Raw genomic sequence first — 24,918 nt, 5'->3', positions numbered from 1 at the left:
CCATGGACGTCTCCATCATCTCTCCGCTCACCCCGGCCGCCAGTTCCGGCGGCAGGGGATCTGCCCTCCACCGGCCCGCGGCGGCCCTCGGTGGGGCAGTATTTCGTTCAGTCACCCGGCGGGAAGGTTCTTCATGTCCGATCGCACCGATGGAAGCCGTGGCTCGCTGCTGGCGGTGAGCGACCTTCATGTGGGGATGACGGACAACCGCCCCATCCTGGAGTCCCTGCGGCCCGGCTCGGACGAGGACTGGCTGATCGTCGCCGGTGACGTCGCGGAGCGGATGGCGGACGTGGAGTGGGCGCTGCGGCTGCTCGCGGACCGGTTCGCGCGGGTGGTCTGGACCCCGGGGAACCACGAGCTGTGGACGCCCGAGCGCGATCCGGTCCGGCTGCGGGGCCAGGAGCGGTACGAGCACCTGGTCGAGATGTGCCGCGGCCTCGGCGTGGCCACCCCCGAGGACCCGTACCCGCTCTGGCCGGGCCCCGAGGGGCCGGTGGCGGTCGCGCCCCTGTTCCTGCTGTACGACTACAGCTTCCGGGCACCGGGCACGACGACCAAGGAGGAGTCCCTGGCGTACGCGCGCCGCACCGGGGTGGTGTGCACCGACGAGTACCTGCTGCACCCCGACCCGTATCCGACCCGCGACGCCTGGTGCCGGGCGCGGGTCGCGGAGACCGAGCGGCGGCTGGCGGCGCACGACCCGGAGGTCCCGCTGGTCCTCGTCGGCCACTGGCCCCTGGTGCGCGAGCCGATGGACGTCCTGTGGTACCCCGAGTTCGCCCAGTGGTGCGGCACGGAGCTCACCGCCGACTGGCACCGGCGCTTCAACGTGGCGGCGATGGTCTACGGCCATCTGCACATTCCCCGGACGACCTGGTACGACGGCGTGCGGTTCGAGGAGGTCTCCGTCGGCTACCCGCGTGAGTGGCGCAAGCGGGGCCACCCCAGGGGGCTGCTGCGGCGGATCCTCCCGTACGACGCCGAGGGCGGCGACGGCCAGGGGTCCGTCAGCGGTGGCCCAGCACGTTGACGACCCGGCCGTTGGGGTCGCGGACGAAGAAGCGGCGTACGCCCCACTCCTCGTCGCGCAGCGGGTACACGATCTCCGCGCCGCCCTCCCGCATGGCCGCGTGGGCCGCGTCCACGTCCGCCACCTCGATGCTCAGGTCCGGGGTGACCGGCGCGGTGGCGTCGGCGCCCATGATGCTGAGCTGGACCGCGGGGTCGGACGCGGAGGCGAGGGTCATGATCCAGCCGTGGTTCATGACCTCCCGCAGGCCCAGCAGACCGTAGAACTCCGCGCTCCGCTCCATCCCTTCGGCCGCGGGGCCCTCGCCGGTACGGATGTTGGGGACGATTCTGCTGACGGACATCGGCAACTCCTGTCGCGGGACTGGCTTCTTGCCGCCCGCCACCGGCGGATCCGACGCGGATCAGATGACCGGCGGCCGTCCCAGTCTGGTCATCCGCCACACCGTGCGCCACCGCATCGGCCGCCTTCGTCCGCACGGGGTACGGACGCCCTCGGCGAAGCCGCCCGCCCAGGCGCGCAGACCCGTCGCCGAGCGGGTGCGGGCCACGGTGAGCAGGGTCCAGGTGCCCAGATAGGCCGGGACCAGGGGGAGGGGCAGATTCCGGCGGGCCAGCCAGACCCGGTTGCGGGCGGTCATCCGGTAGTAGACGGAGTGCCGGGCCGGGGAGGTCTTGGGGTGCTGGAGGAGGAGATCGGGCTCGTAGAGGATGTTCCAGCCCTTGTCGAGCGCCCGCCAGGCCAGGTCCGTCTCCTCGTGGGTGAAGAAGAACTCCGCGGGCCAGTGTCCCGTCTCGGCGAGCATCTTCATCGAGAAGGCGTGGCCGCCGCCCAGGAAGGCGGTGACCGGTCCGCGCCGCATCGGGTCGGTGGCGCGCAGCCGCGGCACGTGACGGCGCTGGGTCTCGCCGTGCTCGTCGGCGATCCGGAAGCCGACGATGCCGAGCCGGGGGTCGGCGGCGAACAGCTCCCGGACCTTGCGGAACACCCCGTCGTCGACCAGGAGTCCGTCGTCGTCGAGCTCGATGACGACGTCCACGTCGCCGAACTCCGCGAGCTTGGCCAGGGCGACGTTGCGGCCCCCCGGGCAGCCCAGGTTCTCCGCCAGCTCGATCGTCGTCACGCCACCGGGCAGATCGGACAGGCCGGGGAACGCGCCGAAGTCCGGGAGGGGCGACCCGTTGCCCACGACGACGAGGCGGGCCGGCCGGACGTCCTGCCCGGCCACCGAGGCCAGCAGGGCCTCTACCTCCTGCGGGCGATCGCCCATGGTGACGATGGATACGGCGATGCGCGGTTCGGACACGGTCGGCACTCCTGGTCTCGCTGCGGTGCCCGCGATCGTAGCCGCAAGGGATGGTCGCCCGTTATTCAGCCACCCGTTGCCGCGTCGCCATGCCCCGTGGTTCCCGGGCGGGAAGGGGTGGACGGGACGCGCGGGCGGGCCGCGACGCCCCGTACATGCCGGTCGAGGACGGCCGGCGCGTCGGGGGTGAGGGTGCGCAGCGCGACCATCGCCGTCACGATCACGTCGCAGAGCTCGGCCTCCACGTCCTGCCAGGAGTGGGTGGCGCCCTTGCGGGGGTTCTGGCCGGTCGCCCCGATGACGGCCTGTGCGACCTCGCCCACCTCCTCCGACAGCTTCAGCATCCGCAGCAGCAGGTCCTGTGCGGGCGGGATGCCGGTCTCCGCGTCGAGCCAGCCGCACAGCTCGTCGACCGTTCTCCAGATGTCGTGGTCCCGGTCCTCGTGGCCCCGGGGGCTCCGTCGCTGGTCCATGGTGTCCAGCCTGCCAGGCGCGCCCGGCCCGTCAGCCCTCGATACGGGTGCCGGTCCCGCTGACCCGCACCCGGTCGTCGCCCGCCCGCAGCTCGACCGTGAGCGTGCCGGGGCGGCCCATGTCCTCGCCCTGGTGGAGGGTGAGGACCGAGGCGTCGGGAACGAGGCCCCCGGCGCGCAGACAGGCGCCCAAGGCGGCCGCGGCCGCGCCGGTGGCGGGGTCCTCGACGACGCCGCCGACCGGGAACGGGTCGCGGACGTGGAAGACCGTCGGCGCCGCCCGCCACACCAGTTGCAGCGTCGTCAGGTCCAGCCGGTGCATCAGCGCTTCGAGGCGCGCGAAGTCGTAGTCGAGGTCGGCGAGCCGTTCCCGGGTCGCGGCGGCCAGCACCAGATGGCGGGCGCCCGCGAAGGCGATCCGGGGCGGCAGGGCCGGGTCGAGGTCGGCGGCCGGCCAGTCCAGGGCGGCGAGCGCCTCCGCCAGGTCGCCGGGGGTGACGTCCAGGACGTGCGGTGCGACGCTGGTGAGCGTGGCGCGCAGCTCGGCGCCCTCCCGGACGACGGTGACCGGGACGGTGCCCGCACGGGTACGGAACACCAGGTCGCCGGGGCCGTCGCGCTCGGCGAGCGCGAGCGCCGCCGCGACCGTGGCGTGGCCGCAGAACGGGACTTCGGCCTTCGGGCTGAAGTAGCGGACGGTGTACGCGCGGGCGGCCTGCGCCCCTTCGCCGCCCGGCTCGTCCCGTCCGGTCAGGAACGCCGACTCGCTGTAGCCCAGCTCCGCCGCGACGGCGAGCATGGCGGCGTCGTCGAGACCGGAGGCGTCCAGCACGACACCGGCCGGGTTGCCGCCTTCCGGGTCGGCGGAGAACGCGGTGTAGCGCAGCACGTCGGCGCCTGGATTCTGGCTCATGCCGCAGAACAACCCGGGCGCGGCCCGGGACATTCCCGCCCCGTCCAGGCGCGCCCGCCCCGCCCGCCCCGGCGCGCCCGTCCCGCCCGCCGGGGCGGCCCCCGGACGGGCGGAGCGGCGCCCCGGCGTCCGGCTCAGTGGCAGTTCTTGGTGCCCTTGCTCGACTTCGTCCAGGAGCAGGAGTCCTGGAGCTTGCCGTTCGGCTTGATCAGCCGGGCCTTGTCGCCGGTGTTGTTCCAGACGTACGAACCGCGGTTCCAGTACACGTTGCCCGAGGCGTTCCTGCCCCGGCCGGTGTGGACCTTGACGGTCTTGCCCGCGGCGATGGTGTAGCTGCCGAAGGTGTAGGTGTAGCCGGTGTTGTCCCTGAGCTTGTAGCCCTTGAGCTGGAGCTTCGACTTCCCGTTGTTGTGGATGTCCACCCACTCGGCGTTGAGCGACGCGTTGCTGCGGTTGTCCTTGCCGGGGCTGTCGTACTGGATCTTGCCGAGGTGCAGCCCGCCCTGGTGCGCGGCGGCCGAGGCGGGGGCCACGGCGAGCAGCGAGCCGGCCAGGGCGGTGGCGGCCGCCAGGGCGAGGGGGGCCGCGGTGCGTATGCGCATGCTGTGTTCCTTGTGTGGAGTTCCGGTGAAGGGGTGTCAGCATAAGGGCAGCGCGAAGCGCTCCGGCACGCGGGCGCCCGTCGCGCCCGCGGTCCGGTCGGCCCAGGACAACCGCCCCCGGCCACGGCCGCGTTGGCGGCGGCCCCGTCAGCCGCGCCCCACGTACGGCATCGCCGTCGCCAGGACCGTCGCGAACTGCACGTTCGCCTCCAGCGGCAGCTCCGCCATGTGGAGCACCGTCCGGGCCGCGTCCGCCGCCGCCATCACCGGCTCGGCCGCGAGCGCCCCGTTGGCCTGGAGGATGCCGGTCCGCATCTGCTCGGTCATGTCCGTGGCCGCGTTGCCGATGTCGATCTGCCCGCAGGCGATCCGGTAGGGACGCCCGTCCAGCGAGAGCGACTTCGTCAGTCCCGTCAGGGCGTGCTTGGTCGTGGTGTAGGCGACCGAGTGGGGGCGCGGGGAGTGGGCGGAGACCGAGCCGTTGTTGATGATCCGGCCGCCCCGCGGGTCCTGCTCCTTCATCTGCCGGAACGCCGCCTGCGCGCACAGGAACGCGCCCGTCACGTTCACGTCCACCACCGCGCGCCACTCCGCCACCGGAAGGTCCTCCACCGGGACGGAACGCGGGCCGAACGTACCGGCGTTGTTGAAGAGCAGGTCGAGGCGGCCGAAGCACTCCCGTACCGAGGAGAAGAGCGCGGCCACGTCGTCGGGGCGTGACACGTCGGCGGGGACCGTGATCACCCGGGCGTTCTCCCCGGCCAGCGCGGCCGTCTCGGCGAGCGGCTCGGGCCGTCGCCCCGCGAGCGCCACCGACCAGCCGGCACCGGTCAGGGCGAGCGCCACCGCGCGGCCGATACCGGAACCCGCACCCGTCACGACCGCCGACTTCGGATCGGAATTCAACACTTTGTTGCTCATGGGGCCGCAGCGTACGCCCTGCCGCCCCGGTGACGGGTGACGCCGCATGGGGTCAAGACGGCGCGTACGACGGCGCGTTCGCGGCCCGTCCGGCCGATGAGGACGATCATGGGCCCGGCACGGATGCGCGCTATGCCCCCGTGAACCCCTTACTGCCGCATTCCTCATCCACGCGACGCCCGAGCGACGCGAACACGACAGCCGCTCGATGTGCTGAGCCGGTGAACTGCCCACGTACACCACCAGCCAGGGGAGGGTCAGATGACAGACTCATCGCACCAGCAGGAGATGCGCGAGGCCGCGGGGCGGATCGGGCGCCGCCGCTTCCTCACCGTCACCGGAGCCGCCGCCGCGCTCGCCTTCTCGGTCAACCTGCCCGCCGCGGGCACCGCGAGCGCCGCCGAGCTGGACGCCAGGCGGATCGGCGACGACCCGTTCACCCTCGGCGTCGCCTCCGGCGACCCGCTGCCCGACTCGGTCCTGCTCTGGACGAGGCTCGCCCCGCGCCCCTACGAGCCCGGCAGCGGACTGCCCCGGGCCCGGGTCCGGGTCCGCTGGGAACTCGCCCGCGACGAGCGCTTCACCCGCGTCGTGCGGCGCGGAACGGCCACCGCCCACCCGGAGTTCGACCACAGCGTCCACGTCGAGGTCAAGGGCCTGGAAGCCGACCGGGTCCTCTACTACCGCTTCCGCACCGGGAGCTGGACCAGCCCCGTCGGCCGGACCCGCACCGCCCCCGCCCGCTCCGCCCGCAACAGCGAGCTGAGCCTGGCCGCCGTCTCCTGCCAGGCGTACCACGACGGCTACTTCACCGCGTACAAGCACCTCGCCGAGGAGGACGTCGACGTCGTCTTCCACCTCGGCGACTACCTCTACGAGTACGCCGTCGACGCGGTCGGCGGAGCCCGCAAGTACACCGACCGCAGGCTCCCCGCCCACTTCGACCGGGAGACGGTCACGCTGGAGGACTACCGCCTGCGGTACGCGCTCTACAAGTCCGACCCCGACCTGTGCGCCGCCCACGCCGCGCACCCCTTCGTCGTCACCTGGGACGACCACGAGACCGAGAACAACTACGCGGGCGACACCCCCGAGAACGACGTGCCGCCGGAGGAGTTCCTGCTGCGCCGCGCCGCCGCGTACCGCGCGTACTGGGAGAACCAGCCGCTGCGCGCCCCGCAGCGCCCCACCGGCCCCGACATGCGGCTCTACCGGCGCCTGCAGTTCGGCCGGCTCGCCCAGTTCGACATCCTCGACACCCGCCAGTACCGCAGCGACCAGGCGTACGGCGACGGCTGGCAGACGCCCGGACCGGAGTCCCAGGACCCGGCGCGCACCATGACCGGCGCCGCCCAGGAGCGCTGGCTGATCGACGGCTGGCGCGCCTCGAAGGCCACCTGGAACGTCGTGCCGCAGCAGGTCGCCTTCGCCCAGCGGCGCGACGTCCCCACCGACGCCTTCAAGCTGTCCATGGACGCCTGGGACGGCTACCCCGCCTCCCGCGACCGCATCCTCAAGGGCGCCGAGGCCGCCGGTGCCGACAACCTGATGGTGCTCACCGGCGATGTGCACGTCGGTTACGGATTCGACCTGAAGAAGGACTTCGACGACCCCGGCTCCCGGACCGTCGGCACCGAGATCGTCGCCACCTCCATCACCAGCGGCAAGGACGGTTCGGACAAGCCCGGCAGCTGGAACAACCAGATGAAGGCCAATCCGCACATGAAGTTCTTCAACGGCCGCCGCGGCTACGCCGTCGTCACCCTCGGCCGGGAGCGGGCACGCGCCGACTACCGCACGGTGTCCGCCGTCACGACGCCCGGCGCGCCGCTCACGACGGCCGGGTCGTTCGTCACCGAGGTCGGGAACCAGGGACTCACCCCCGCGTGAGGCCCCTCCCGTCGGGGCCGTCCGCCGGGTAGCGGACGCCGATGCGGTCACGCACCGCGTCGAGCGTCCGCATCACGGCCAGCGAGCCGTCCAGCGGCACCAGCGGCGACTCCGTCTCGCCCGCCCGCAGCGCCCGCGCCACCTCGGCCTGCTCGAACTGAAGGCCGCGCAGCTCCGTGCCCGCCGGCCCGGCGGCTCCCGCGGTGAACTCCTCGGGCTCGTGGCCCGGCCGGTGCAGCACGAACCGTTCCGGGTAGAAGAAGCCGCGCGGGAACTCGATCCGGCCCTTCGTCCCGGTGACCGCCGCGGTCTGCGGGGTGTCCGCGACCAGCGAGCAGTTCAGCAGCGCCGAGGCACCCGCCTCCGACCAGCCCAGCACCATCGCGGTGTGCAGATCGACCCCCTCGGGGGAGAGCACCGCGTCGGCCTGCACCCGGTCCGGCTCACCCAGCAACAGGTGCGCGAACGACACCGGATAGACCCCGAGATCCAGCAGCGCGCCGCCGCCCAGCGCCGGGTCGCGCAGCCGGTGCCCGGGTCCGAAGGGGCCCGCGAGCCCGAAGTCGGCCTGCACGGTGCGGATCGCGCCGATCGCGCCGTCCCGCACCAGCTCCGTCATGCGCCGGATCACCGGGTTGCAGTACGTCCACATCGCCTCCATCAGGAAGAGGCCCCGGTCCCGGGCGAGCTTCACCAGCTCGTCCGCCTCCCGGGCGTTGAGCGTGAACGCCTTCTCGCACAGCACATGCTTCCCGGCCTCCAGACAGAGCGCGGCCGCCTCCCCGTGCGCCGAGTGCGGCGTGGCGACGTACACCACATCGACCTCCTCGTCGGCGGCGAGCCCGGCCCAGTCGCCGTACGCCCGGGGTATCCCGAACCGCTGGGCGAACGCCCGCGCCGAGGCGTCCGTCCGAGAAGCGACGGCCACCACTTCCATGTCCGGCATCGACCGGAGATCCTCGGTGAACGCCGCGGCGATACCGCCGGTCGCCAGCACACCCCAACGCACGGTTCCGCTCATGCCTGTCATACCCGCTCCCCACAAGGTCCCGACCAGTCCGGCTGAGCTGAGAGCATAGATGCGGATTCAACGACATGGAGATGACAAATGCCGGAGAGCGGCGCAAGCCCGGCCCAGCAGGAACGCACCGACATACCGACCGCCGGGACCGGGGCCACGGAGCCACCGGCCACCGGCACCCCCTCCGGGAAACCGGCCGCCGCCGAGGCGGCCAGACGCACCGGACTCCTCGTCACCCTCGTCCTGGGCGGCCTCACCGCGCTGCCGCCGCTCTCCATGGACATGTACCTCCCGGCCCTGCCCGCGGTCACCGAGTCCCTGCACGCCCCCGCCGCGACCGTTCAGCTCACCCTCACCGCCTGCCTCACCGGCATGGCGCTCGGACAGGTCGTCGTCGGACCGATGAGCGACCGGTGGGGCAGGCGCCGCCCGCTGCTCCTCGGCATGATCGTCTACGTCGTCGCCACCGCGATCTGCGTCTTCGCCCCCACCGCCGGACTCCTCATCGGCTTCCGCCTGATCCAGGGCCTGGCCGGGGCGGCGGGCATCGTCATCGCCCGCGCGGTGGTGCGCGACCTGTACGACGGCGTGGACATGGCCAAGTTCTTCTCCACCCTGATGCTCATCTCCGGTGTCGCACCGATCGTCGCCCCGCTGATCGGCGGACAGGTGCTGCGCTTCACCGACTGGCGGGGGATCTTCGCCGTCCTCACCCTCGTCGGCCTGCTGCTCACCCTCGTCGTCTGGAAGTGGCTGCACGAGACGCTGCCGCCGCAGGACCGGCACACCGGCGGGATCGGTGACGCGCTGCGCACCATGCGCGGACTCCTCGCCGACCGGGTCTTCACCGGCTACATGATCGCGGGCAGCCTCGCCTTCGCCGCCCTCTTCTCGTACGTGAGCGCCTCGCCGTTCGTCATGCAGGAGATCTACGGCGCCTCGCCGCAGACGTTCAGCCTGCTCTTCGGCATCAACTCGGTCGGCCTGATCGTCGTGGGCCAGATCAACGGCAAGGTGCTGGTCGGCCGGATCAGCCTGGACAAGGCGCTCGCCTTCGGGCTCTCGGTCATCGTGCTGGCCGCGTCCGCGCTGCTGCTGATGACGTCCGGGGTCTTCGGGGAGGTGGGCCTGGTCCCGGTCGCGGCCGGGCTGTTCGTGCTGATGTCGGCGATGGGGCTGGCGATGCCGAACACCAACGCGCAGGCGCTGATGCGTACGAAGCACGCCGCGGGGTCCGCCTCCGCGCTGCTGGGCACCTCGTCGTTCCTGATCGGCGCCATCGCCTCGCCGCTCGTCGGGATCGCGGGCGAGGACACGGCCGTCCCGATGGCCCTGGTGCAGCTGGTGTGCGCGGTGGGCGCGATGGCCTGCTTCCTCGGGCTGTGCAGGCCCTGGCAGCGCACCGCGTGACACGGGCGGTACGCCCGGAGCGGGGCGAACGGGTCTCCCCGGCGCCCCGCCCCGGACCGCGACACCTCCCGGCGCGGGCCGCGACGCGCTACGACGACCTCGGGTACCCGATCAGATGCGGCCGGTTCTTCTCGTCGGTCCAGCGGAACAGCCCGACCCCGTCCGACGTCTCCATGCCCGGGACCATCACGTTCGAGGGCAGGGCGCCGGTGGAACCGCTCCTGACGGCGACCGCGACCGGGGCACCGCCGCCGGCCAGCACGTCCGCCGCGTTGCGCGCGCTCGCCGCGCCGTACGCGGTGCCCTCGTCGTTCACCGACGCCAGCGTCAGCGGCTTGGTGCCGTCCGCGCCCTCGAAGCAGAACCCGCGCTTGGTGGCCAGGTCGAACGCGAGCGGCCCGGCCACCAGGTAGGAGCCCGAGGGCGCGGAGACGAGCTGCGGGTACTGGCCCGGCTTTATCGCGGGCTTGCTGCACTCCACCGAGGCCAGCGGCTTGCCGGTCTCCGCGTCCTGCACCGCCCACATGTCGTGCGTGGTCGCCCGCTTCGCGCCCTTCGCGAGCTGCCACTTCGCCAGGATCAGCCCCGGGACCACCGACGTCGGGATGCCGCTGTACTTGTCCGTGCCCTTGGGGGCCACGTCACGGCTGAACCAGCCGCCCTGCACCCAGAACTCCTTGGACCCGCTGACCAGCAGACCCTTCTGCGTCAGCCCCCACACCTCGGTGAGCTGCTTGCAGGTCTTGCAGCCCTTGGGGTACTTGAGCGCGGACGCCGTGACGTTCGTCACCCGCCCGGTCACCGGGTCGACCACCGCGCTGTTCGTCCGGCCGTCGCTGATGAGGATGCCGGGGCCGGTGGTGGAGACCGTCGGGACGGTGTTCCACGGCACCTCGACGCGCCGCCGGGAACCGTCCTCCACGTCGTAGACGTCCAGCGAGACGATCGTGTCGGCGGGGGTCAGCGCGTTCTCGCCGACCTTCCCGTACGCCCACGTCACGAAGTACTCGTGGTCGTCGACGGTGACCTGGAGGAGCCGCGGGAACTGGTGCGGCGACGGGGGCCGCCAGCTCTCGCCGTGCCAGCCGGCCCGGCCCGTCTTGGAATCGATGGTCCGCAGCTGGTACTTGGTGTCCGACTCCCGCACCAGATAGGCGAGGCGGCCGGTCGTCCGGGAGACGGCGTAGTCGGGGGAGGTCCCGATGAGCTCCCAGCCCCGCTCCGGGGCGTACGCGGAGGGCACGGTGAGCTGGGTCACCTCGGTCTCGCTCTTCCTGGCCTGCTTCTTCGGCTTGTCCGCGGCCTTCTCGCCGCTGCCGCAGGTGGCGAGGAGAAGAAGCAGAGCAAGCACGAGCACTCCGCCGGCCAGAACCAGGCGCACGATCTTCTGTCTCATGGTTCCCCTCGATGGGCGATCCCGACCTCGCGGCGGTCAGCGTAGCAACTGGCGCAGGCATCGCGGCAGTTCGGATTCCGTGCAGTTCGGCGCGGATACCGGGGCGGCGGCGACTCGGTCGGCTTTGCCTACAATTCGTCGGTGAACGCCACCCTCCCCACCGCGGAAGTCCTGCGCGCGACGCTGGCCGGACTGCTCGACGAACTCCCGCCCAAGAAGGCCGCCCAGGCCGTCGACCGGCTCATCGCCAACTACCGCGGGACCACCCCGACCGACGCGCCGGTGCTCCGTGACCGCTCCGACGTCGCCGCGTACGCCGCGTACCGGATGCCCGCCACCTTCGAAGCGGTACGGTCCGCGCTGGCCGCGCTCCGGGAGGCCGCCCCCGACTGGACGCCCGCCACCCACACCGACATCGGCGGCGGCACCGGAGCGGCGAGCTGGGCCGTGGCGGGGGCCTGGGAGGGGCCCCGGACCACCGTGCTGGACTGGGCCGAGCCCGCACTCGCCCTCGGCCGCGAGCTGGCCGGGCTCTCCGGTGTCCCCGCCCTGCGCGCCGCCGAGTGGCGCCGGGCCCGGATCGGCGCCGACCTCGCACTCGCCCCCGCCGACCTGATCACCGTCTCCTACGTGCTCAAGGAGCTGACGGCGGACGCCCGGACCGCCCTCGTCGACGCCGCCGCCGCGGCGGCGCAGGCCGTCGTGGTCGTCGAACCGGGCACCCCCGACGGCTACGCCCGGATCATCGAGGCCCGCGACCGGCTGATCGCCGCCGGACTGGGTGTCGCCGCGCCCTGCCCGCACAGCGGGGCCTGCCCGATCGAGCCGGGCACGGACTGGTGCCACTTCGCCGCCCGGGTCAGCCGCTCCTCGCTGCACCGCCAGGTCAAGGGCGGCTCGCTGCCGTACGAGGACGAGAAGTTCAGCTATGTCGTGGCGACCCGCTTCCCGGCGGAGCCCGTCGGGGCGCGGATCACCCGCAAGCCGCAGATCCGCAAGGGGCAGGTGCTGCTGGACCTGTGCACCCGCGACGAGGCCCTGCGGCGGACCACGGTCACCAAGCGGCACGGCGAGCTGTACCGGGCCGCCCGGGACATCGCGTGGGGCGACGCGTGGCCGCCCGGCGCAGACGCCTGAGGGCGGCCCGCCCGTCACCCCCGCAGCTCCTGGGTGCAGCACTTGACGCTGCCGCCGCCCTTGAGCAGCTCGCCCAGGTCCATCGGCACCGGCTCGAAGCCCCGCGCCCGCAGCGGATCGAAGAGCCCCGTCGCGGCCTGCGGCAGCAGCACATGGCGCCCGTCGCTCACCGCGTTCAGGCCGAGCGCGGCGGCGTCCGCCTCCCCGGCGATCAGCGCGTCGGGGAAGAGCCGGGCCAGGACCGCCCGGCTGCCCGGCGAGAAGGCCCCCGGGTAGTACATGATCTCGTCGCCCGCGTCGTCGAGCACCGACAGCGCCGTGTCCAGGTGGTAGTAGCGCGGGTCGACCAGATCGAGCCCGATCACCGGGCGCCCGAAGAACTCCTGGGCCTCGCCGTGGGAGAGCGGACTGGACCGGAAGCCCCGCCCGGCCAGCACGTACGACGCGGTGACCGCGAAGTCGCCCTCGCCCTCGTTGACGTGGTCCGGTTCATGGATCTCGGTGAAGCCGTTGGCCCGGAACCACGCGCGATGGGCCCCGGCCTCCTCGTACCGCTCCTGGTACGCGAAGCGGGCGCCCAGCACCCGGCCGTCGACGACGGTGGCGCCATTGGCGGCGAACACCATGTCGGGCAGCCCGGGGCGGGGGGTGAGCAGCTCCACGGTGTGCCCGAGCGCGCGGTACCGGTCGCGCAGGTCCTCCCACTGGGTCTGGGCCAGCGGGAGGTCCACGGGCTTGCTGGGGTCCATCCACGGGTTGATGGAGTACGTCACCCTGAAGTGCGTGGGTGCGCACATCAGGTAGCGGCGGGGGGTGGCCCGACGGCGGGAGGTACGGCGCGAAGTCTCTCCGCGGGGGGCGGGGGCCGGGTGGCGAGTGGGCACAGAAGGGCTCCTCACGCGAGGCAGGGGTTGCCTGCCGGGGACATCGCACGGGTGCGTGCGTGTGCCCATGGTCCGCTCTCCGGGGCTCCGCGCACAGTGATCCGAACGGGTGGTTCCGTGCGCCCGGAAGGCGATCCGCCTCGCGTCGCCGCGCGGGCCGGTGCCGGCGGGCGGGCGATGGGCCGCCGGCGGCCCCGCGAGGCGGACGAGGGGAGAGTGCCGGCCCGCGCCGACCACGCCGTGCGGGGGCCGGCACCCGAGACGCACCCGTCATTTCATGACAAGAAGGTGCATAGTGCCCAGCTCTCGGCAGTGTCGTCCGCACCCCGCTTCGGAAGTCCGGCCACCCGAGGCGCAGGATGGTGGGACCATGGGAAGGGTCAACGCTGAGGTAAGGGGATAGATGGGCGCCGATTTCGGCCGTTATCGCGGCTCAGAGAGCAAATTTTCCCAATGGCTTCGCCGCCGACCCAAACCGCACCAGAGCGAGGTCGACGACACCGCCCGGGAGGCGCTGCTCCTGGCCGTCGCCGAGGCCGGAATGCCGATCGCGCCGGCCGCCCACCCGGTCGGGTACCGATGTTCGTGCGAACGCATCGGCTGTCCCACCCCCGCCCGGCACCCCATCTCCTTCGCCTGGCAGACGCAGTCCACCACCGACCGGGCGCAGATCGAGCGCTGGGCCCGCAGCCAGCCGCAGGCCAACTTCATCACCGCGACCGGCATGATCCACGACGTGCTCGACGTGCCGCTCTCCGCGGGCAGCCAGGCGCTGGAACGGCTCCTGGCCGCGGGCATCGACGTCGGCCCCGTCGCCCGCTCCGGCGACGACCGGATGCTCTTCTTCACCGCCACCCGAGGGACGCCCGAGGACGAGGACGAGTGGTGGCCCTGCGAGCTGGACTGCCACCCCGAGACCATGGACGAGCACCCCGGGCTGCGCTGGCACTGCCGCGGCAGCTACGCGCTCCTGCCCCCGTCCCGGCTCCCCGGTGATCTGGACGTGCGATGGGTGCGCGGGCCGGAGAACCCGCTGCCCGATCCGCTGACCCTGCTGGAGACGCTCACCGACGCCTGCGCGCAGTACGCGGACGAGGCGGACCAGAGCGACCTGGACCATGACGCGGTGGCGTGGCCGTTGAGCCGTTGAGGCCGCCCGTCCGGCCATGACCGGGGCCGTTCCCCGAGGCGGGGCGGCCCCGGCTCGCTCATGAGCCCTTCGCCGCCGTCAGGCCCGGCAGCCTGTTCAGCACGACCACCTTGCCGCCGTCCTTCGACGAGCCCTTCTTCGGGACGTACACCAGATCGCCGGAGACCCGCTCCTTGGTGAGGGTGGACTTCACCTCACCGGACAGCAGCGCCTCCACGTCCTCGTTGAGCGGCGGGCGCAGCCCCTTCGCCGCGGTCTGCCGCTCGAAGTGCTTGCTGCTGAAGAAGACCAGCGCCCCGCCGTCCTCGGTCTCCAGACCGAGCGGGCCGAACGCGCCGCTGTCCAGCGCCTGGTCGATGTACTGGTACGAGAAACCCGCCCGCCGGGTGTTCCGGCGCTCCTCCCGCCAGCCCGAGGTGGCGGCGCCGGGCGCGAAGACGTCCGGGGTGCCCTTCTGCAGATACTGCGTGTACCGGGCGCTCAAGTCCTGCGGGGCCACGGCCAGTTCGGCGCTGTCCTCGGCCACCGGCCTGGCCGCTCCGTCGCCGTCCTTCGCGAACGCGGGCAGCAGGGAGGGGCTCACGACCGAGAGATAGGAGACCTTCCACCCGGCACCGGGCCCGGACTTGACGAAGACGAGCAGCCAGCGGGTGTCCAGCTTCCCGTGGTCCTGGTCGCGGTTGGAGTCGGTGTCCGCGAGGAACCACCGCGGCCAGCCGGCCTTCTTCGGGATGAGGTACCTGGCGTCGGTCAGCTCCAGCGGGGAGTGGTCCGGGTTGCCGTCCGGATGGTTCTTCTGCCGCGCCCGCAGCCCCGCCTGGTTGATCGCGCCGAGCGCGCCGGTGACCCGGTCCGCGTCCAGAGCCGGGTCGTAGGCCTTGTCCGCCGCGTTGTACGCGGCGGTGAAATCCGAGAGGGCCTTCGCGGCCTCAGACCTGGTTGCCCCCGGCACCACTTCCAGCTCGCCGTGCACCGTCATGCAACCGCTCGCCGTCATCGACAGCACCGTCGCCGTCGCGAGTCCCGTCACCAGCCGAATCGGCCTCAGGCTTCTCATCCGTTGCTTTCCGCGCCTTCTGATCCGTCGCCCTTTCTGACCGTCCGAACCCTACCGGGGCGAGGAACAGCGCGAGGGTGGGGACCAGATACAGCACCCACACCGTGATCTGGAGAACGGTCGGGTCGGGCTGGAAGTTGAAGGTGCCCTTGAGCAGCGTGCCGTACCAGCTGTCCGGCGGGATCGTGGAGCTGATGTCGAACGCCTGGCTGTGCAGGCCCCCGATGAACTCCGCCTCCTGGAGGTCGTGGACGCCGTACGCGAGCACGCCCGCCGCCACGACCACCAGCATGCCGCCGGTCCAGGTGAAGAACTTCGACAGATTGATCCGCAGCGCTCCCCGGTAGAACAGCCAGCCCAGCACGACGGCGGTCGCGATACCGAGGAGCGCGCCGATCATCGGGTGCCAGCCGTCGTCCGCCGCGTGCACCGCACGCCATACGAACAGCGAGGTCTCCAGGCCCTCCCGGCCCACCGCGAGGAGCGCCGTGGCGACCAGCGCGCCGGTGCCCATCGCGAGCGCCGCGTCGAGCTTGCCGTGGAGCTCCGTCTTCAGATGCCGCGCGGTGCGCCGCATCCAGAAGACCATCCAGGTGACCAGGCCGACGGAGACGATCGACAGCGAACCGCCGAGCGCCTCCTGGGCCTTGAACGTCATCTCCTGCGAGCCGAATTCGAGCCCGGCGCCGAACGCCAGGCTGACGACGACCGCGATCCCGACGCCGGTCCAGATCGGCACCAGCCGGTTCTTGTTGCCGGTCTTCACCAGATACGCGATGAGGATGCAGACGACCAGGCTGGCCTCAAGGCCCTCGCGCAGGCCGATCAGGAAGTTGCTGAACACGTCTCGGTTCTCCTTTTCCGCTTCGAGTCCCGTTACGAGAACAGCGCCCGGCCCCACCAGTCGTCCTTGTCGCGGACGCCCGGCGGGACGGCGAAATGCGCCGAACCCACGTGCTGGATGTACTCGTTGAGTGCGTCGTGCGCGGCGAGGCGCCGCTGGAGCGGGATGAACGCCTTGCGCACATCGCGCTGGTAGGCGATGAAGAACAGCCCGGCGTCGAGGCGGCCGAGGCCGTCCGTGCCGTCGGTGAAGGAGTAGCCCCGGCGCAGGATCGTCGCGCCGCCGTTGCTGTCCGGGTGGGCGAGCCGCACGTGTGCGGTCGGCAGCATCGCCTTCAGGAACGGCTCGTCGCGCTCCTTGGCCTTGCCGACCGGGGCGCCCTCGCCCTTGTCGCGGCCGAAGACGTCCTCCTGCTCCTGGAGCGGGGCACGGTCCCAGGTCTCGATATGCATCCGGATGCGGCGGGCCACCAGGTACGAACCCCCGGTCATCCAGTCCGCGTCGTCCTTCGCACCGACCCACACGTGCTTGTCCAGGGCGGCGGTGTCGGTGCCGGCGATGTTCCGGGTGCCGTCCTTGAAGCCCATCATGTTGCGCGGGGTCTGGGCGTCCGGGGTCGTCGACGACGTCTTGCCGAAGCCCAGCTGGGACCAGCGGATCGCGGTGCGGCCCATGCCGATCCTGGCGAGGTTGCGGATGGCGTGCACCGCGACCTGCGGGTCGTCCGCGCATGCCTGGACACAGAGGTCGCCGCCGCTGCGGGCCGCGTCGAGGTTGTCGCCGGGGAACTTCGGCAGATCGACGAGCGCCTCGGGCCGCCTGCCCTCCAGGCCGAACCGGCCCCTGGCGAAGAGCGAGGGGCCGAAGCCGATGGTCAGCGTGAGCCGGGAGGGCTTGAGCCCCAGCGCCTCACCGGTGTCGTCCGGCGGGGCCTCGGCGAGGCCGCCGTACGCCCCGTCGCCGACCGCGTGACCGGCCGTCATCCGCTCCGCCGCCCGCGTCCACTCCTTGAGCAGCGCGATCAGCTCGGCGCGGTCCTTCGTCGTCACGTCGAACGCGGCGAAGTGCAGCCTGTCCTGGACGGCGGTGGCGATACCGGCCTGGTGGGCGCCGTGGAACGGCACGGCCGCTCCGCTGTCCGCCGCCGGCACCGTGTCGTCGCCCGTGCGCACCGCGGCGACCGCGCCACCGGCCGCCACCGCGCCCAGCGCGAGGCCCGCGCCGCCCCAGCCGAGCAGTGCCCGGCGGGACGGGGCGGAACCGGTCTCCTGTCGCGGGGTTTCGCCGGTCCGCGTCTGATCGGACATGACCGCGGCCCTTCCGCTCGTTACTTCGTCACCGCGGCGGCGAGCCGGGACAGCGGCTCGGCCAGCGCGTTGACCGCGTCCGACAGTTCCTTGCGGTCCGCCTTGCCGACCTTCTCGTACGAGGTGAACGCGTAGGAGCTCTTGTCCTCGCGGTACTTGTCGAGCAGCGTGTTGAGCTCCGCGAACCGCTTGTCCAGGGTGGTGGTCAGCGCCGCGTCGTTCTTCGAGGCGATCGGCTTCAGCAGCTCGTAGGACTTCTCGGCGCCCTCGACGTTGCCCTTGAAGTCGATCAGGTCGGTGTGGCTGTAGCGCTCCTCCTCACCGGTGACCTTGCCGGTGGCGACCTCGTCGAGGAGCTCCTTGGCGCCGTTGGCCATCGAGGTCGGGGTGATGTCGGCCGTGCCGACCCGCTTCTGCCAGTCGACCAGGTCCTTGTGGAGGACCGGCGCGAGGGCCTTCTCCTCGGCGCCCAGCTTCTTGTCCTGCCACAGCGCCTTCTCCAGGCGGTGCCAGCCGGTCCACTTCTGGCCGTCCTCCAGGCCGTCCTCGCGGATGTCGACCTTCGGGTCGATGTCGCCGAAGGACTCGGCGACCGGCTCGGTGCGCTCCCAGCCGAGGCGGGAGTCGGCGTAGAGCTTCTTGGCCGTCTCGATGTCACCGGCGGCGACGGCGTCGGTGAACTTCTTGGCCTTGGGCAGCGTCTCGTCGGCCTGGGCCTGGACATAGGTGCGGTACTCGGCGACGGCCTTGTCCATCTCGGGGCTGCGCTTGGCCGCGTTGCCCCCGGTGACCTTCAGCTTCTGCCGGATGCCGTGGCCCTTCATGCCGGGCTTGCAGGCGACCTCGTACGAACCGGCCTTGATCTCGGCCGTGATGGTGGCCTTGGTGCCGGGACCGATGTTCTCGCGCTCGGCGACGATGCGGTCGTCCGGGAACAGGACGTAGACCTCGGTGACCTTGGAGCCCTTGTTCTGCACGGCCAGTTCGATGTGACCGGCGGGCAGCTCCTTCTTCGACACCTCGCAGGAGTCGTCCTTCGCGACGACCCGCACGGCGCCGTCGCCCTTGCCGTCGCTCTTCTGTGCGCAGCCCGTGACGGCGGTCAGAGCGGCCACCGTGGCGGCAGCGGTGACGACGGAGAAACGAACGGCTCGCATACGGGCTCCACATGAGGACGAAGGAGAAGCGGGAGAAGATCGGGACAAAGGCAGGTGAGGCGGACCTAACTTAGCCGAGGCTTACCTCGGTGATACCCACCCGTGCAGTGATTCAGCTCTCATCCCGGCGGCCCGGGAACGGGTCGATCACAGGTGGCCCACGGCCGCCCCACGGAAGGGTCAAGCAAGGGTCAAGGGCTCCGGGTCGGTACGACGAGCGGCGCCCCGGTCCGCGGATGCGGGAAGACCTCGACCGGCTGCCGGTAGACCTCGCCGAGCAGTTCGCCCGTGAACACCCCGGCGGGTGGTCCGGCCACCGCGATCCGCCCGTCGTGCAGCACCGCCGCCCGGTCCGCGTACGCCGCGGCGAGGCCCAGGTCGTGCAGCACCACGACGACCGCGTCCCCGGCGGCGGCCCGCTCCCGGCAGATCCTCAGCACCAGTTCCTGGTGGCGCAGATCGAGCGCGGCCGTCGGTTCGTCGAGCAGCAGCAGCGGGGCGCGCTGCGCCAGCACCCGGGCCAGCGCGACCCGGGCCCGCTCGCCGCCGGACAAGGCGGAGAAGGGGCGCGCGGCGAATTCGGTGACCTCGGTCGCCGCCATCGCCGAGGCCACGGCGGGATCGTCCTCGTCCGCCCGGTCCGTACCGGCCCACGGCGCCCGTCCCATCCGTACGACGTCCTCCACCGGGAAGGGGAACGACAGCGCGGCGGACTGCGGCAGCACGGCCCGGCGCAGCGCCAGTTCGGCGGCCGACCAGCCGGAGGCCGGGCGCCCGTTGATCCGGACCTCGCCGCCGTCCACGGGCAGATCGGCGGCCAGCGCCGCCAGCAGGGTCGACTTTCCCGCCCCGTTGGGACCCACCAGCGCCAGCACCTCGCCCGCGTGCGCGGCCAGGTCGATGGAGTCGAGCACCGGCCGCTGCCCCAGCAGCACCCGGAGCCCGCGCGCCTCGGCGACGGGGGAGCCGACGGGGACCGGGGAGGGCAGCAGCCGGCCCCGTGTCCGGAACGGATTCCTCAGGGCCCTCATGCCCAACCACCTTGCTTGCGACGGGTCCTGCGCAGCAGCCAGAAGAAGAACGGGCTGCCGAAGAGCGCGGTCAGCACACCGAGCGGCAGCTCGGCGGGGTCGGCGACGGTCCGGGCCGCGAGATCGCCCGCCACCAGGACCAGGGCGCCGCCCAGCGCGCTGGCGGGGACGAGAAAGCGGTGCCCGGGGCCGTTGGCCATCCGCAGCAGATGCGGTACCAGCAGCCCCACGAACGAGATGATCCCGGCGACCGCCACCGCGGCGGCGGTCAGCAGCGCCACGACGAGCACCAGCACGATCCGGAGCCGTTCGACATCGACCCCCAGGTGCCGGGCGGGCCGCTCGCCGAGTGCGAGGAGGTCCAGCTTGCGGGCGTGGAACGGCGCGACGAGCAGCCCGAGCGCCGCGCACGGCAGCACCGCGAGCACCTTGGGCCAGGTCGCCTGGGCCAGCGAGCCCAGCTGCCAGAAGGTGATCTGCGAGATCTGCGCGTTGTCGGCGAAGAAGATGAACAGTCCGATCAGCGCGCCCGCGAAGGCGTTGACCGCGATCCCGGTGAGGATCAGGGTCACCACCTCCGTCCGCCCGCCCGACCGCGACAGCGCGTACACCAGCAGCACGGTCGCGAGCCCGGCGGCGAAGGCGCAGACGGTGACGGTCCAGTTGCCGAGGAAGTTCAGCCCCAGCGCGATCGAGGCGACCGCGCCGACCGCGGCGCCGGAGGAGATCCCGATCACCCCGGGCTCGGCGAGCGGATTGCCGAACACGCCCTGCATCAGTGCGCCCGCGCAGCCCAGCGATGCCCCGACCAGCAGGGCGAGGACGACTCTCGGCAGCCGTACGTTCCACAGCACGCTCTCGCCGACCCGGTCCAGCGCGGCTCCGCCGAGGCCGAGCCGGTGCTGGACGGAGGAGAGGACGTCGCCGAGCGGGATGTTGTACGCGCCGAGCCCGGCGGAGAGCAGGGAGCACACCAGGAGGGCGGCGAGCAGTCCGGCGGTCAGCGCGAAGGACGAGGAGCGCCGGGACTTGGGCGTCGCGGGCCGGTCCGGTGCGGCGGCGGCACCGGCCCGGACGTTCTCCGGGGAGGTGGTGGTCATCTGCCCGCCCCGTCCTGCGGGTAGAGCTGGGCGATCAGTTCGCGCAGCACCCGGTCCGTGCGGGGGCCGTAGTTCAGCAGCACCCCGTCGTCGATGGAGACGATCCGCCGGTCCAGCCCGGCCGGGGTCTCGGCGACGCCCGGAATCTTCACGAGACCGTCGACGCCGCCCACCGATTCGAGCCCTTTGCTCATCACCAGGATGGCGTCGGGGGCGGCCTTGGCGAGCGCCTCGCTGGTGATGGCGGTGAAGTCCTTCTTCAGTCCGGACGCCTTGCCCGCGTCGACGGCCCCGGCCGCTTCGAGGAGCGAGCTCGCGCCGGACTCCCGGCCGCCCAGCAGATAGACCGAGGCCGAACCGCGCAGATAGAGGAAGGCGACCCGGGGCTTCTCGCGCCCGTCCGCCGGGGCGGGCACGGACTTCCGCGCGTCGTCGATACGTGACTGGGTGCGGGTCTTGAGTTCGGTGCCCGAGCCGGGTACGCCCAGGGCCGTCGCCACGGTGTCGATCCGGCGGCCGACGTCGGAGAGCTGCTTGGCCGGTGCGACGACGACGAGCGGGATGCCCGCGTCCCGGATCTGGTCGATGGCCTCCGCCGGGCCGGTGGTGGTCTCGGCGAGCACGACGGTCGGCTTCAGCGACAGCACGCTCTCCGCCGAGACGTCATGAGCGCGGGTCACCACCGGGAGTTTCTCGGCCTGTTCGAAGGTGGCGGTGATGTCCCGGGCCACGACCTGCTTGCCGAGGCCCAGCGTGAAGACGATCTCGCTCAGCCCGCCGGTCAGCGGAACGATCCGGTCCGTCGAGGCGACGGTGACCTCGGTGCCGTCCGCCGACTTCACCGTGACGGGCAGCCGCGGTTTCGGCGTGGTGGCGAGCGGTTCTATCCGGTCGGCGGTCGCCTCGGCGGCGGCGGAGGAGGGGGCCTTGGTCTCCGTCTTGCCGCCGCAGCCGGTCAGGACGAGGGCCAGGGCGAGGGCGGCGGTCAGGGCGCCGAGCGGGCCGCGGGTCCCGGCCCGCCCGCGCCCCGGCCGCCGGCCGCGCTGCCCCGGTGGGGCGAAGTCCTGCGAGATGCGCACGGGGGCACCTTCCTGTCGGTGTGCGGCGGTGGTTCGTCATGGTTCACGAGAGATGCGGTGGAAGGGGTACCCCCGCACCTCGCGTACCGCTTAGGTTAGCCTTACCTCAGTTTCTCGATTCCGGAGGGGTTCCATGCTGCCGTCCAGACCTGCCCGCGCACTTGCCGTCATGCTTCTGACGGCGGTGCTGGGAGCTCTGCTCCCGGTCGCCTCCGCGCAGGCGGCGAGCCGCACGGTGCAGGGCGGCAGGCTGGACTGGGGCATCAAGTCCTCCTTCCAGAGCTATGTCACCGGCCCGATAGCGAACGGCAGTTGGAGCCTGACCGGCGGCGCCGCCACGGTCGGCGGCAGCCAGTTCCGGTTCCACTCCGCCACCGGCTCCTACGACCCGGCGACCGGGGCCTTCACCTCGTCCTTCAGCGGCGGGGTCCACTTCCTGGGCCACCGGAAGTCCGACGGCAGCCACGAACTGGACCTCACCATCAGCCGCCCCACCGTCCGCATCGCGGGCGGCGGCGGCACCCTGTACGCCGACATGGTCAGCAAGGAACGGGGGAGCGGCCGGGTGACCTCGGCCGCCCAGGTGCCCCTCGCCACACTCGGCCTGTCCGGGATCGACATGAAGGGCGGTACCACCCCCGTCGCCCTCCGCACCGTCCCGGCGACCCTGACCGCGCAGGGCGCCAAGGCGTTCGCCGGGTACTACACGGCCGGCACCCCGCTCGACCCGGTCAGCCTCTCCGTGGACACCGTCGCCCCGGCCGGGAAGCCGGCCCCCTCCAAGTCCCCCGGGAAGAAGCCGCAGCCGAAGAAGACCCCGGCGGCCACCGGGCGCTTCGAGGACGCCGCCGTCGACTGGGGGGTCCGCCGGACCTTCCGCGAGTACGTCACCGGCTCCATCGGCAAGGGGAAGTGGACCCTCGCCGACGGCGCCCAGGACGGCGGCGCGCTCTTCCGCTTCCCGCGCGGCACGGGCACCTACGACCCGAAGAAGCGCAGCCTGGACGCCAGGTTCGCGGGCAGCGTCCGGTTCACCGGCACCGACCTCGATCTGGAGCTGTCGTCCGTCGTGGTCCGGGTGAAGGCGGGCAAGGGCACCCTCTCGGCCGACGTCCACCGCGACGGCGACCGGAGCGAGGCCGTACCGCTCGTCACCTTCACCGCGAAGGACCTCGCGCCGAAGGACGGCCTCGCCGTCCTCACCGAGGCCCCCGCCACCCTCACCGCCGACGGCGCGAAGGCGTTCGGCTCGCTCTACCGGGCGGGCACCGCGATGGACCCGGTCTCACTGGCCGTCGCCGTCGACTCCGGGGCCCGGCTGCCCGCCCTGCCCGATCTGGGCAGCGCCCCCGACCCCTCGTCAGAACCGTCCGCCCCGGCCACGGAGAAGGCCACCCCCGCCGCGGCCGCGGCGGACGACTCCAGCACCGGTCTGTACCTGGGCCTCGGCGGCGGCGTGCTCGTCGCCGCGGCGGGCGCGCTGTACCTCGCCCGCCGCCGGGGCACCCACAGGACCACCGAATAGACCCCCCGTCCCACCCCCCCTGTTTTCCTAGGAGATCAACGACCATGGCAGCCACCCGCCGTCCCATAGCCCTCACCGCCGCAGTCGCCACGGCGGCCGCTCTCGGCGCCACCGTGTTCGCCCTTCCGGCGCTCGCCGACGGCGGCGCGCCCACCGCGGCGCCCAAGCTGGAGCTGAAGGACGGCACGCTGGAATGGGGGGTCAAGGAGTCCTTCCGCAAGTACCTCGCCTCGTCGTTCTCCGGCGGGAAGATCACCGTCAAGGACGGTGCCGTCCAGGCGCCCGGCAACGGCGTGTTCACCTTCTCCGACGGCAAGGGCACGTACGACACCGCCACGCACGGCACGGACACCTCCTTCGCCGGCGGCGTCAACTTCTACGCCCACGGCGGCGTTCTCGACATCACGCTCTCCGATGTGAAGCTCGCCACGACCGGTACCGGCGGTGCGATCACCGTCGACGTCACGACCCCCAAGGGCACCCGCGACGACGTGAAGTTCGCCGACCTCGACCTCTCGGCGGTGAAGCCGGGCCGGGGCGAGGGCGGCGCGATGGTCTTCAAGGACATCCCGGCGACGCTGACGAAGGCCGGTTCCGAGGCGTTCGACGGCCAGTACAAGGAGGGCGAAGCGCTCGACCCGGCCACCCTCTCGGTGAAGGCCGTATCGGCCCCGACCGAGAAGCCGACCGAGAAGCCCACCGAGCCGACGGAGAAGCCCACCGAGAAGCCGACCGAGAAGCCGACCGAGAAGCCCACCACCGAGCCGACCGGCAAGCCCACCACGGAGCCCACCGGCAAGCCCACCACGTCCCCCTCGGACGACACCACCGACGAGCCGGCCGCCGACAGCGGCGACCTCGTGGGCGGCACCCTGGACTGGGGCGTCAAGAAGTCCTTCCGCAGCTACGTCACGGGCCCGATCGCCCACGGCCGCATCGAGACGTCGGCCGGCGCCACCGCATCCGGCGACGGCTACCGGTTCCCCGACGCGACCGGCCACTTCGACGCCGCGAAGCAGACCCTGAACGCCGAATTCGACGGCAAGGTCCGCTTCCTGGGCCACGAGGAGAACGGCGCGTACACCCTCGACCTCTCCCTGACCGGCATGGAGGTCCAGGTGAACGGCGGCAAGGGCACCCTGATCGCGGACGTCACCACCAAGGACCGTGAGACCAAGAAGGTCTCCACGTACACCAACCTGGCCGTCGCGGACCTGAAGCTGCCGAAGGGGCGGCTCGCCGCCAAGGACGGCGTGGTGAACCTCTCGGCGGTCCCGGCGGCCCTCACCGCCGACGGCACCAAGGCATTCGGCGGCATGTACCCGGCGGGTGAGCAGCTCGACGCGCTGACCCTCGCGGTCGCCCTCGACAAGGACGCCGAACTCCCGGGCGCCACGGGCGGTTCCGGCACCGCGGGCGGCACCGGCTCGACGGGCGGCTCCGCGGCCACCGGCGGCAGCGTGGGCGGCGGCTCGGTCGGCGGCGGTTCCGTCGGCGGCGCGGGCGCCCTCGCCGCCACCGGCTCCGACCTCCCCACGGGCGCCCTGTTCGCCGCCTCGGGCGTGGTCGTGGCGGCCGGTGCCGGAGTGGTGATCGCGGCCCGCCGCCGCCGTACCGCCTGACCCGTCCGCGCCCGACGACGGCACCGCCCGGGTGGACCGGCCGAACGGCCACCACCCGGG

23 protein-coding genes are annotated in these 24,918 nt (G+C 72.4%); 7 read left to right on the top strand and 16 right to left on the bottom strand.

Annotation, left to right across the window (positions count from 1 at the left end; all coding sequences use genetic code 11):
• Positions 1-133 precede the first annotated feature (133 nt).
• Positions 134-1,033 (top strand): metallophosphoesterase family protein, encoded by a 900-nt coding sequence (locus ACFVFH_RS02410; protein WP_383762249.1) that lies wholly within the window; start codon positions 134-136, stop codon positions 1,031-1,033.
• Here ACFVFH_RS02410 and ACFVFH_RS02405 read toward each other — a convergent pair.
• From ACFVFH_RS02405 to ACFVFH_RS02380, 6 genes are all read right to left on the bottom strand, one after another.
• Entirely contained in the window at positions 1,011-1,376 is a 366-nt protein-coding gene (locus ACFVFH_RS02405; protein WP_383762246.1) for a VOC family protein, read from the bottom strand. The genes ACFVFH_RS02410 and ACFVFH_RS02405 overlap by 23 nt on opposite strands.
• A gap of 60 nt (positions 1,377-1,436) precedes the next feature.
• Positions 1,437-2,339, bottom strand: coding sequence for a glycosyltransferase family 2 protein (locus ACFVFH_RS02400; protein WP_383762244.1), 903 nt, complete (start codon positions 2,337-2,339; stop codon positions 1,437-1,439).
• A gap of 65 nt (positions 2,340-2,404) precedes the next feature.
• The gene (locus tag ACFVFH_RS02395; RefSeq protein WP_383762241.1) at positions 2,405-2,812 is read right to left on the bottom strand and encodes a MazG-like family protein; all 408 of its coding nucleotides are present in this window, start codon (positions 2,810-2,812) and stop codon (positions 2,405-2,407) included.
• Between the two features lie 31 nt (positions 2,813-2,843).
• Complete coding sequence (locus tag ACFVFH_RS02390) at positions 2,844-3,725, bottom strand: PhzF family phenazine biosynthesis protein (RefSeq protein WP_383762238.1); 882 nt, start codon at positions 3,723-3,725, stop codon at positions 2,844-2,846.
• Between the two features lie 134 nt (positions 3,726-3,859).
• Positions 3,860-4,327: a lamin tail domain-containing protein gene (locus tag ACFVFH_RS02385; protein WP_383762235.1), complete on the bottom strand. Its 468-nt coding sequence runs from the start codon at positions 4,325-4,327 to the stop codon at positions 3,860-3,862.
• A gap of 147 nt (positions 4,328-4,474) precedes the next feature.
• The gene (locus ACFVFH_RS02380; protein WP_383762232.1) at positions 4,475-5,248 is read right to left on the bottom strand and encodes an SDR family oxidoreductase; all 774 of its coding nucleotides are present in this window, start codon (positions 5,246-5,248) and stop codon (positions 4,475-4,477) included.
• A gap of 261 nt (positions 5,249-5,509) precedes the next feature.
• Here ACFVFH_RS02380 and ACFVFH_RS02375 point away from each other — a divergent pair, with 261 nt between their 5' ends.
• A complete protein-coding gene (locus tag ACFVFH_RS02375) occupies positions 5,510-7,138 on the top strand; it encodes an alkaline phosphatase D family protein (RefSeq protein ID WP_383762229.1) in 1,629 nt (542 codons plus the stop codon).
• On the opposite strand, the gene ACFVFH_RS02370 is transcribed toward ACFVFH_RS02375, so the two are convergent.
• Positions 7,125-8,159 carry a Gfo/Idh/MocA family protein gene (locus ACFVFH_RS02370; RefSeq protein ID WP_383762226.1) on the bottom strand — a complete coding sequence of 345 codons (1,035 nt, stop codon included), beginning with the start codon at positions 8,157-8,159 and terminating at the stop codon, positions 7,125-7,127. The genes ACFVFH_RS02375 and ACFVFH_RS02370 overlap by 14 nt on opposite strands.
• A gap of 87 nt (positions 8,160-8,246) precedes the next feature.
• Between ACFVFH_RS02370 and ACFVFH_RS02365 the strand changes: the two genes are divergently transcribed.
• Entirely contained in the window at positions 8,247-9,569 is a 1,323-nt protein-coding gene (locus tag ACFVFH_RS02365) for a multidrug effflux MFS transporter (protein ID WP_383762224.1), read from the top strand.
• A gap of 88 nt (positions 9,570-9,657) precedes the next feature.
• On the opposite strand, the gene ACFVFH_RS02360 is transcribed toward ACFVFH_RS02365, so the two are convergent.
• The gene (locus ACFVFH_RS02360) at positions 9,658-10,965 is read right to left on the bottom strand and encodes a hypothetical protein (protein WP_383762222.1); all 1,308 of its coding nucleotides are present in this window, start codon (positions 10,963-10,965) and stop codon (positions 9,658-9,660) included.
• Positions 10,966-11,106: 141 nt separating this feature from the next.
• Between ACFVFH_RS02360 and ACFVFH_RS02355 the strand changes: the two genes are divergently transcribed.
• The gene (locus ACFVFH_RS02355) at positions 11,107-12,102 is read left to right on the top strand and encodes a small ribosomal subunit Rsm22 family protein (RefSeq protein ID WP_383762219.1); all 996 of its coding nucleotides are present in this window, start codon (positions 11,107-11,109) and stop codon (positions 12,100-12,102) included.
• A 14-nt stretch (positions 12,103-12,116) separates the two neighbouring features.
• On the opposite strand, the gene ddaH is transcribed toward ACFVFH_RS02355, so the two are convergent.
• Positions 12,117-13,055: a dimethylargininase gene (ddaH, locus tag ACFVFH_RS02350; protein WP_383762217.1), complete on the bottom strand. Its 939-nt coding sequence runs from the start codon at positions 13,053-13,055 to the stop codon at positions 12,117-12,119.
• Positions 13,056-13,389: 334 nt separating this feature from the next.
• Here ddaH and ACFVFH_RS02345 point away from each other — a divergent pair, with 334 nt between their 5' ends.
• On the top strand, positions 13,390-14,136 hold the full coding sequence (locus ACFVFH_RS02345) for a bifunctional DNA primase/polymerase (protein WP_383762214.1): 747 nt from the start codon (positions 13,390-13,392) through the stop codon (positions 14,134-14,136).
• Positions 14,137-14,194: 58 nt separating this feature from the next.
• Here ACFVFH_RS02345 and ACFVFH_RS02340 read toward each other — a convergent pair whose 3' ends face one another.
• From ACFVFH_RS02340 to ACFVFH_RS02310, 7 genes are all read right to left on the bottom strand, one after another.
• Positions 14,195-15,133 carry a hypothetical protein gene (locus tag ACFVFH_RS02340; protein WP_383762211.1) on the bottom strand — a complete coding sequence of 313 codons (939 nt, stop codon included), beginning with the start codon at positions 15,131-15,133 and terminating at the stop codon, positions 14,195-14,197.
• Positions 15,066-16,037, bottom strand: coding sequence for an iron uptake transporter permease EfeU (gene efeU / locus ACFVFH_RS02335; RefSeq protein ID WP_383762208.1), 972 nt, complete (start codon positions 16,035-16,037; stop codon positions 15,066-15,068). The genes ACFVFH_RS02340 and efeU overlap by 68 nt, the downstream gene beginning before the upstream one ends.
• A gap of 32 nt (positions 16,038-16,069) precedes the next feature.
• Positions 16,070-17,344 (bottom strand): iron uptake transporter deferrochelatase/peroxidase subunit, encoded by a 1,275-nt coding sequence (gene efeB / locus ACFVFH_RS02330; RefSeq protein ID WP_383762205.1) that lies wholly within the window; start codon positions 17,342-17,344, stop codon positions 16,070-16,072.
• Positions 17,345-17,364: 20 nt separating this feature from the next.
• Positions 17,365-18,501, bottom strand: a complete 1,137-nt coding sequence (gene efeO / locus ACFVFH_RS02325; protein WP_383762202.1) for an iron uptake system protein EfeO — start codon at positions 18,499-18,501, stop codon at positions 17,365-17,367.
• Positions 18,502-18,692: 191 nt separating this feature from the next.
• Positions 18,693-19,532: a heme ABC transporter ATP-binding protein gene (locus tag ACFVFH_RS02320; protein ID WP_383762199.1), complete on the bottom strand. Its 840-nt coding sequence runs from the start codon at positions 19,530-19,532 to the stop codon at positions 18,693-18,695.
• Positions 19,529-20,632, bottom strand: a complete 1,104-nt coding sequence (locus ACFVFH_RS02315) for a FecCD family ABC transporter permease (protein ID WP_383762196.1) — start codon at positions 20,630-20,632, stop codon at positions 19,529-19,531. The genes ACFVFH_RS02320 and ACFVFH_RS02315 overlap by 4 nt, the downstream gene beginning before the upstream one ends.
• Positions 20,629-21,711 (bottom strand): hemin ABC transporter substrate-binding protein, encoded by a 1,083-nt coding sequence (locus tag ACFVFH_RS02310; RefSeq protein ID WP_383762193.1) that lies wholly within the window; start codon positions 21,709-21,711, stop codon positions 20,629-20,631. The genes ACFVFH_RS02315 and ACFVFH_RS02310 overlap by 4 nt, the downstream gene beginning before the upstream one ends.
• A gap of 133 nt (positions 21,712-21,844) precedes the next feature.
• Between ACFVFH_RS02310 and ACFVFH_RS02305 the strand changes: the two genes are divergently transcribed.
• Positions 21,845-23,236 (top strand): HtaA domain-containing protein, encoded by a 1,392-nt coding sequence (locus ACFVFH_RS02305; protein ID WP_383762190.1) that lies wholly within the window; start codon positions 21,845-21,847, stop codon positions 23,234-23,236.
• A gap of 44 nt (positions 23,237-23,280) precedes the next feature.
• Positions 23,281-24,858 carry an HtaA domain-containing protein gene (locus ACFVFH_RS02300; protein ID WP_383762187.1) on the top strand — a complete coding sequence of 526 codons (1,578 nt, stop codon included), beginning with the start codon at positions 23,281-23,283 and terminating at the stop codon, positions 24,856-24,858.
• Positions 24,859-24,918: the final 60 nt, after the last annotated feature.

The sequence above is a fragment of the Streptomyces sp. NPDC057697 genome (assembly GCF_042799335.1).
GTDB lineage: Bacteria > Actinomycetota > Actinomycetes > Streptomycetales > Streptomycetaceae > Streptomyces.
This window is presented reverse-complemented; position numbering and strand designations above follow the sequence as displayed.

Bases quoted from the DNA above. Each gene is read 5' to 3' on its own strand.
- ACFVFH_RS02410 (WP_383762249.1), top strand. From the start codon at position 134: ATGTCCGATCGCACCGATGGAAGCCGTGGCTCGCTGCTGGCGGTGAGC.
- ACFVFH_RS02405 (WP_383762246.1), bottom strand. From the start codon at position 1,376: ATGTCCGTCAGCAGAATCGTCCCCAACATCCGTACCGGCGAGGGCCCC.
- ACFVFH_RS02395 (WP_383762241.1), bottom strand. From the start codon at position 2,812: ATGGACCAGCGACGGAGCCCCCGGGGCCACGAGGACCGGGACCACGAC.
- ACFVFH_RS02390 (WP_383762238.1), bottom strand. From the start codon at position 3,725: ATGAGCCAGAATCCAGGCGCCGACGTGCTGCGCTACACCGCGTTCTCC.
- ACFVFH_RS02385 (WP_383762235.1), bottom strand. From the start codon at position 4,327: ATGCGCATACGCACCGCGGCCCCCCTCGCCCTGGCGGCCGCCACCGCC.
- ACFVFH_RS02380 (WP_383762232.1), bottom strand. From the start codon at position 5,248: ATGAGCAACAAAGTGTTGAATTCCGATCCGAAGTCGGCGGTCGTGACG.
- ACFVFH_RS02375 (WP_383762229.1), top strand. From the start codon at position 5,510: ATGACAGACTCATCGCACCAGCAGGAGATGCGCGAGGCCGCGGGGCGG.
- ACFVFH_RS02370 (WP_383762226.1), bottom strand. From the start codon at position 8,159: ATGAGCGGAACCGTGCGTTGGGGTGTGCTGGCGACCGGCGGTATCGCC.
- ACFVFH_RS02365 (WP_383762224.1), top strand. From the start codon at position 8,247: ATGCCGGAGAGCGGCGCAAGCCCGGCCCAGCAGGAACGCACCGACATA.
- ACFVFH_RS02360 (WP_383762222.1), bottom strand. From the start codon at position 10,965: ATGAGACAGAAGATCGTGCGCCTGGTTCTGGCCGGCGGAGTGCTCGTG.
- ddaH (WP_383762217.1), bottom strand. From the start codon at position 13,055: ATGGGCACACGCACGCACCCGTGCGATGTCCCCGGCAGGCAACCCCTG.
- ACFVFH_RS02345 (WP_383762214.1), top strand. From the start codon at position 13,390: ATGGGCGCCGATTTCGGCCGTTATCGCGGCTCAGAGAGCAAATTTTCC.
- ACFVFH_RS02340 (WP_383762211.1), bottom strand. From the start codon at position 15,133: ATGACGGCGAGCGGTTGCATGACGGTGCACGGCGAGCTGGAAGTGGTG.
- efeB (WP_383762205.1), bottom strand. From the start codon at position 17,344: ATGTCCGATCAGACGCGGACCGGCGAAACCCCGCGACAGGAGACCGGT.
- efeO (WP_383762202.1), bottom strand. From the start codon at position 18,501: ATGCGAGCCGTTCGTTTCTCCGTCGTCACCGCTGCCGCCACGGTGGCC.
- ACFVFH_RS02320 (WP_383762199.1), bottom strand. From the start codon at position 19,532: ATGAGGGCCCTGAGGAATCCGTTCCGGACACGGGGCCGGCTGCTGCCC.
- ACFVFH_RS02315 (WP_383762196.1), bottom strand. From the start codon at position 20,632: ATGACCACCACCTCCCCGGAGAACGTCCGGGCCGGTGCCGCCGCCGCA.
- ACFVFH_RS02305 (WP_383762190.1), top strand. From the start codon at position 21,845: ATGCTGCCGTCCAGACCTGCCCGCGCACTTGCCGTCATGCTTCTGACG.
- ACFVFH_RS02300 (WP_383762187.1), top strand. From the start codon at position 23,281: ATGGCAGCCACCCGCCGTCCCATAGCCCTCACCGCCGCAGTCGCCACG.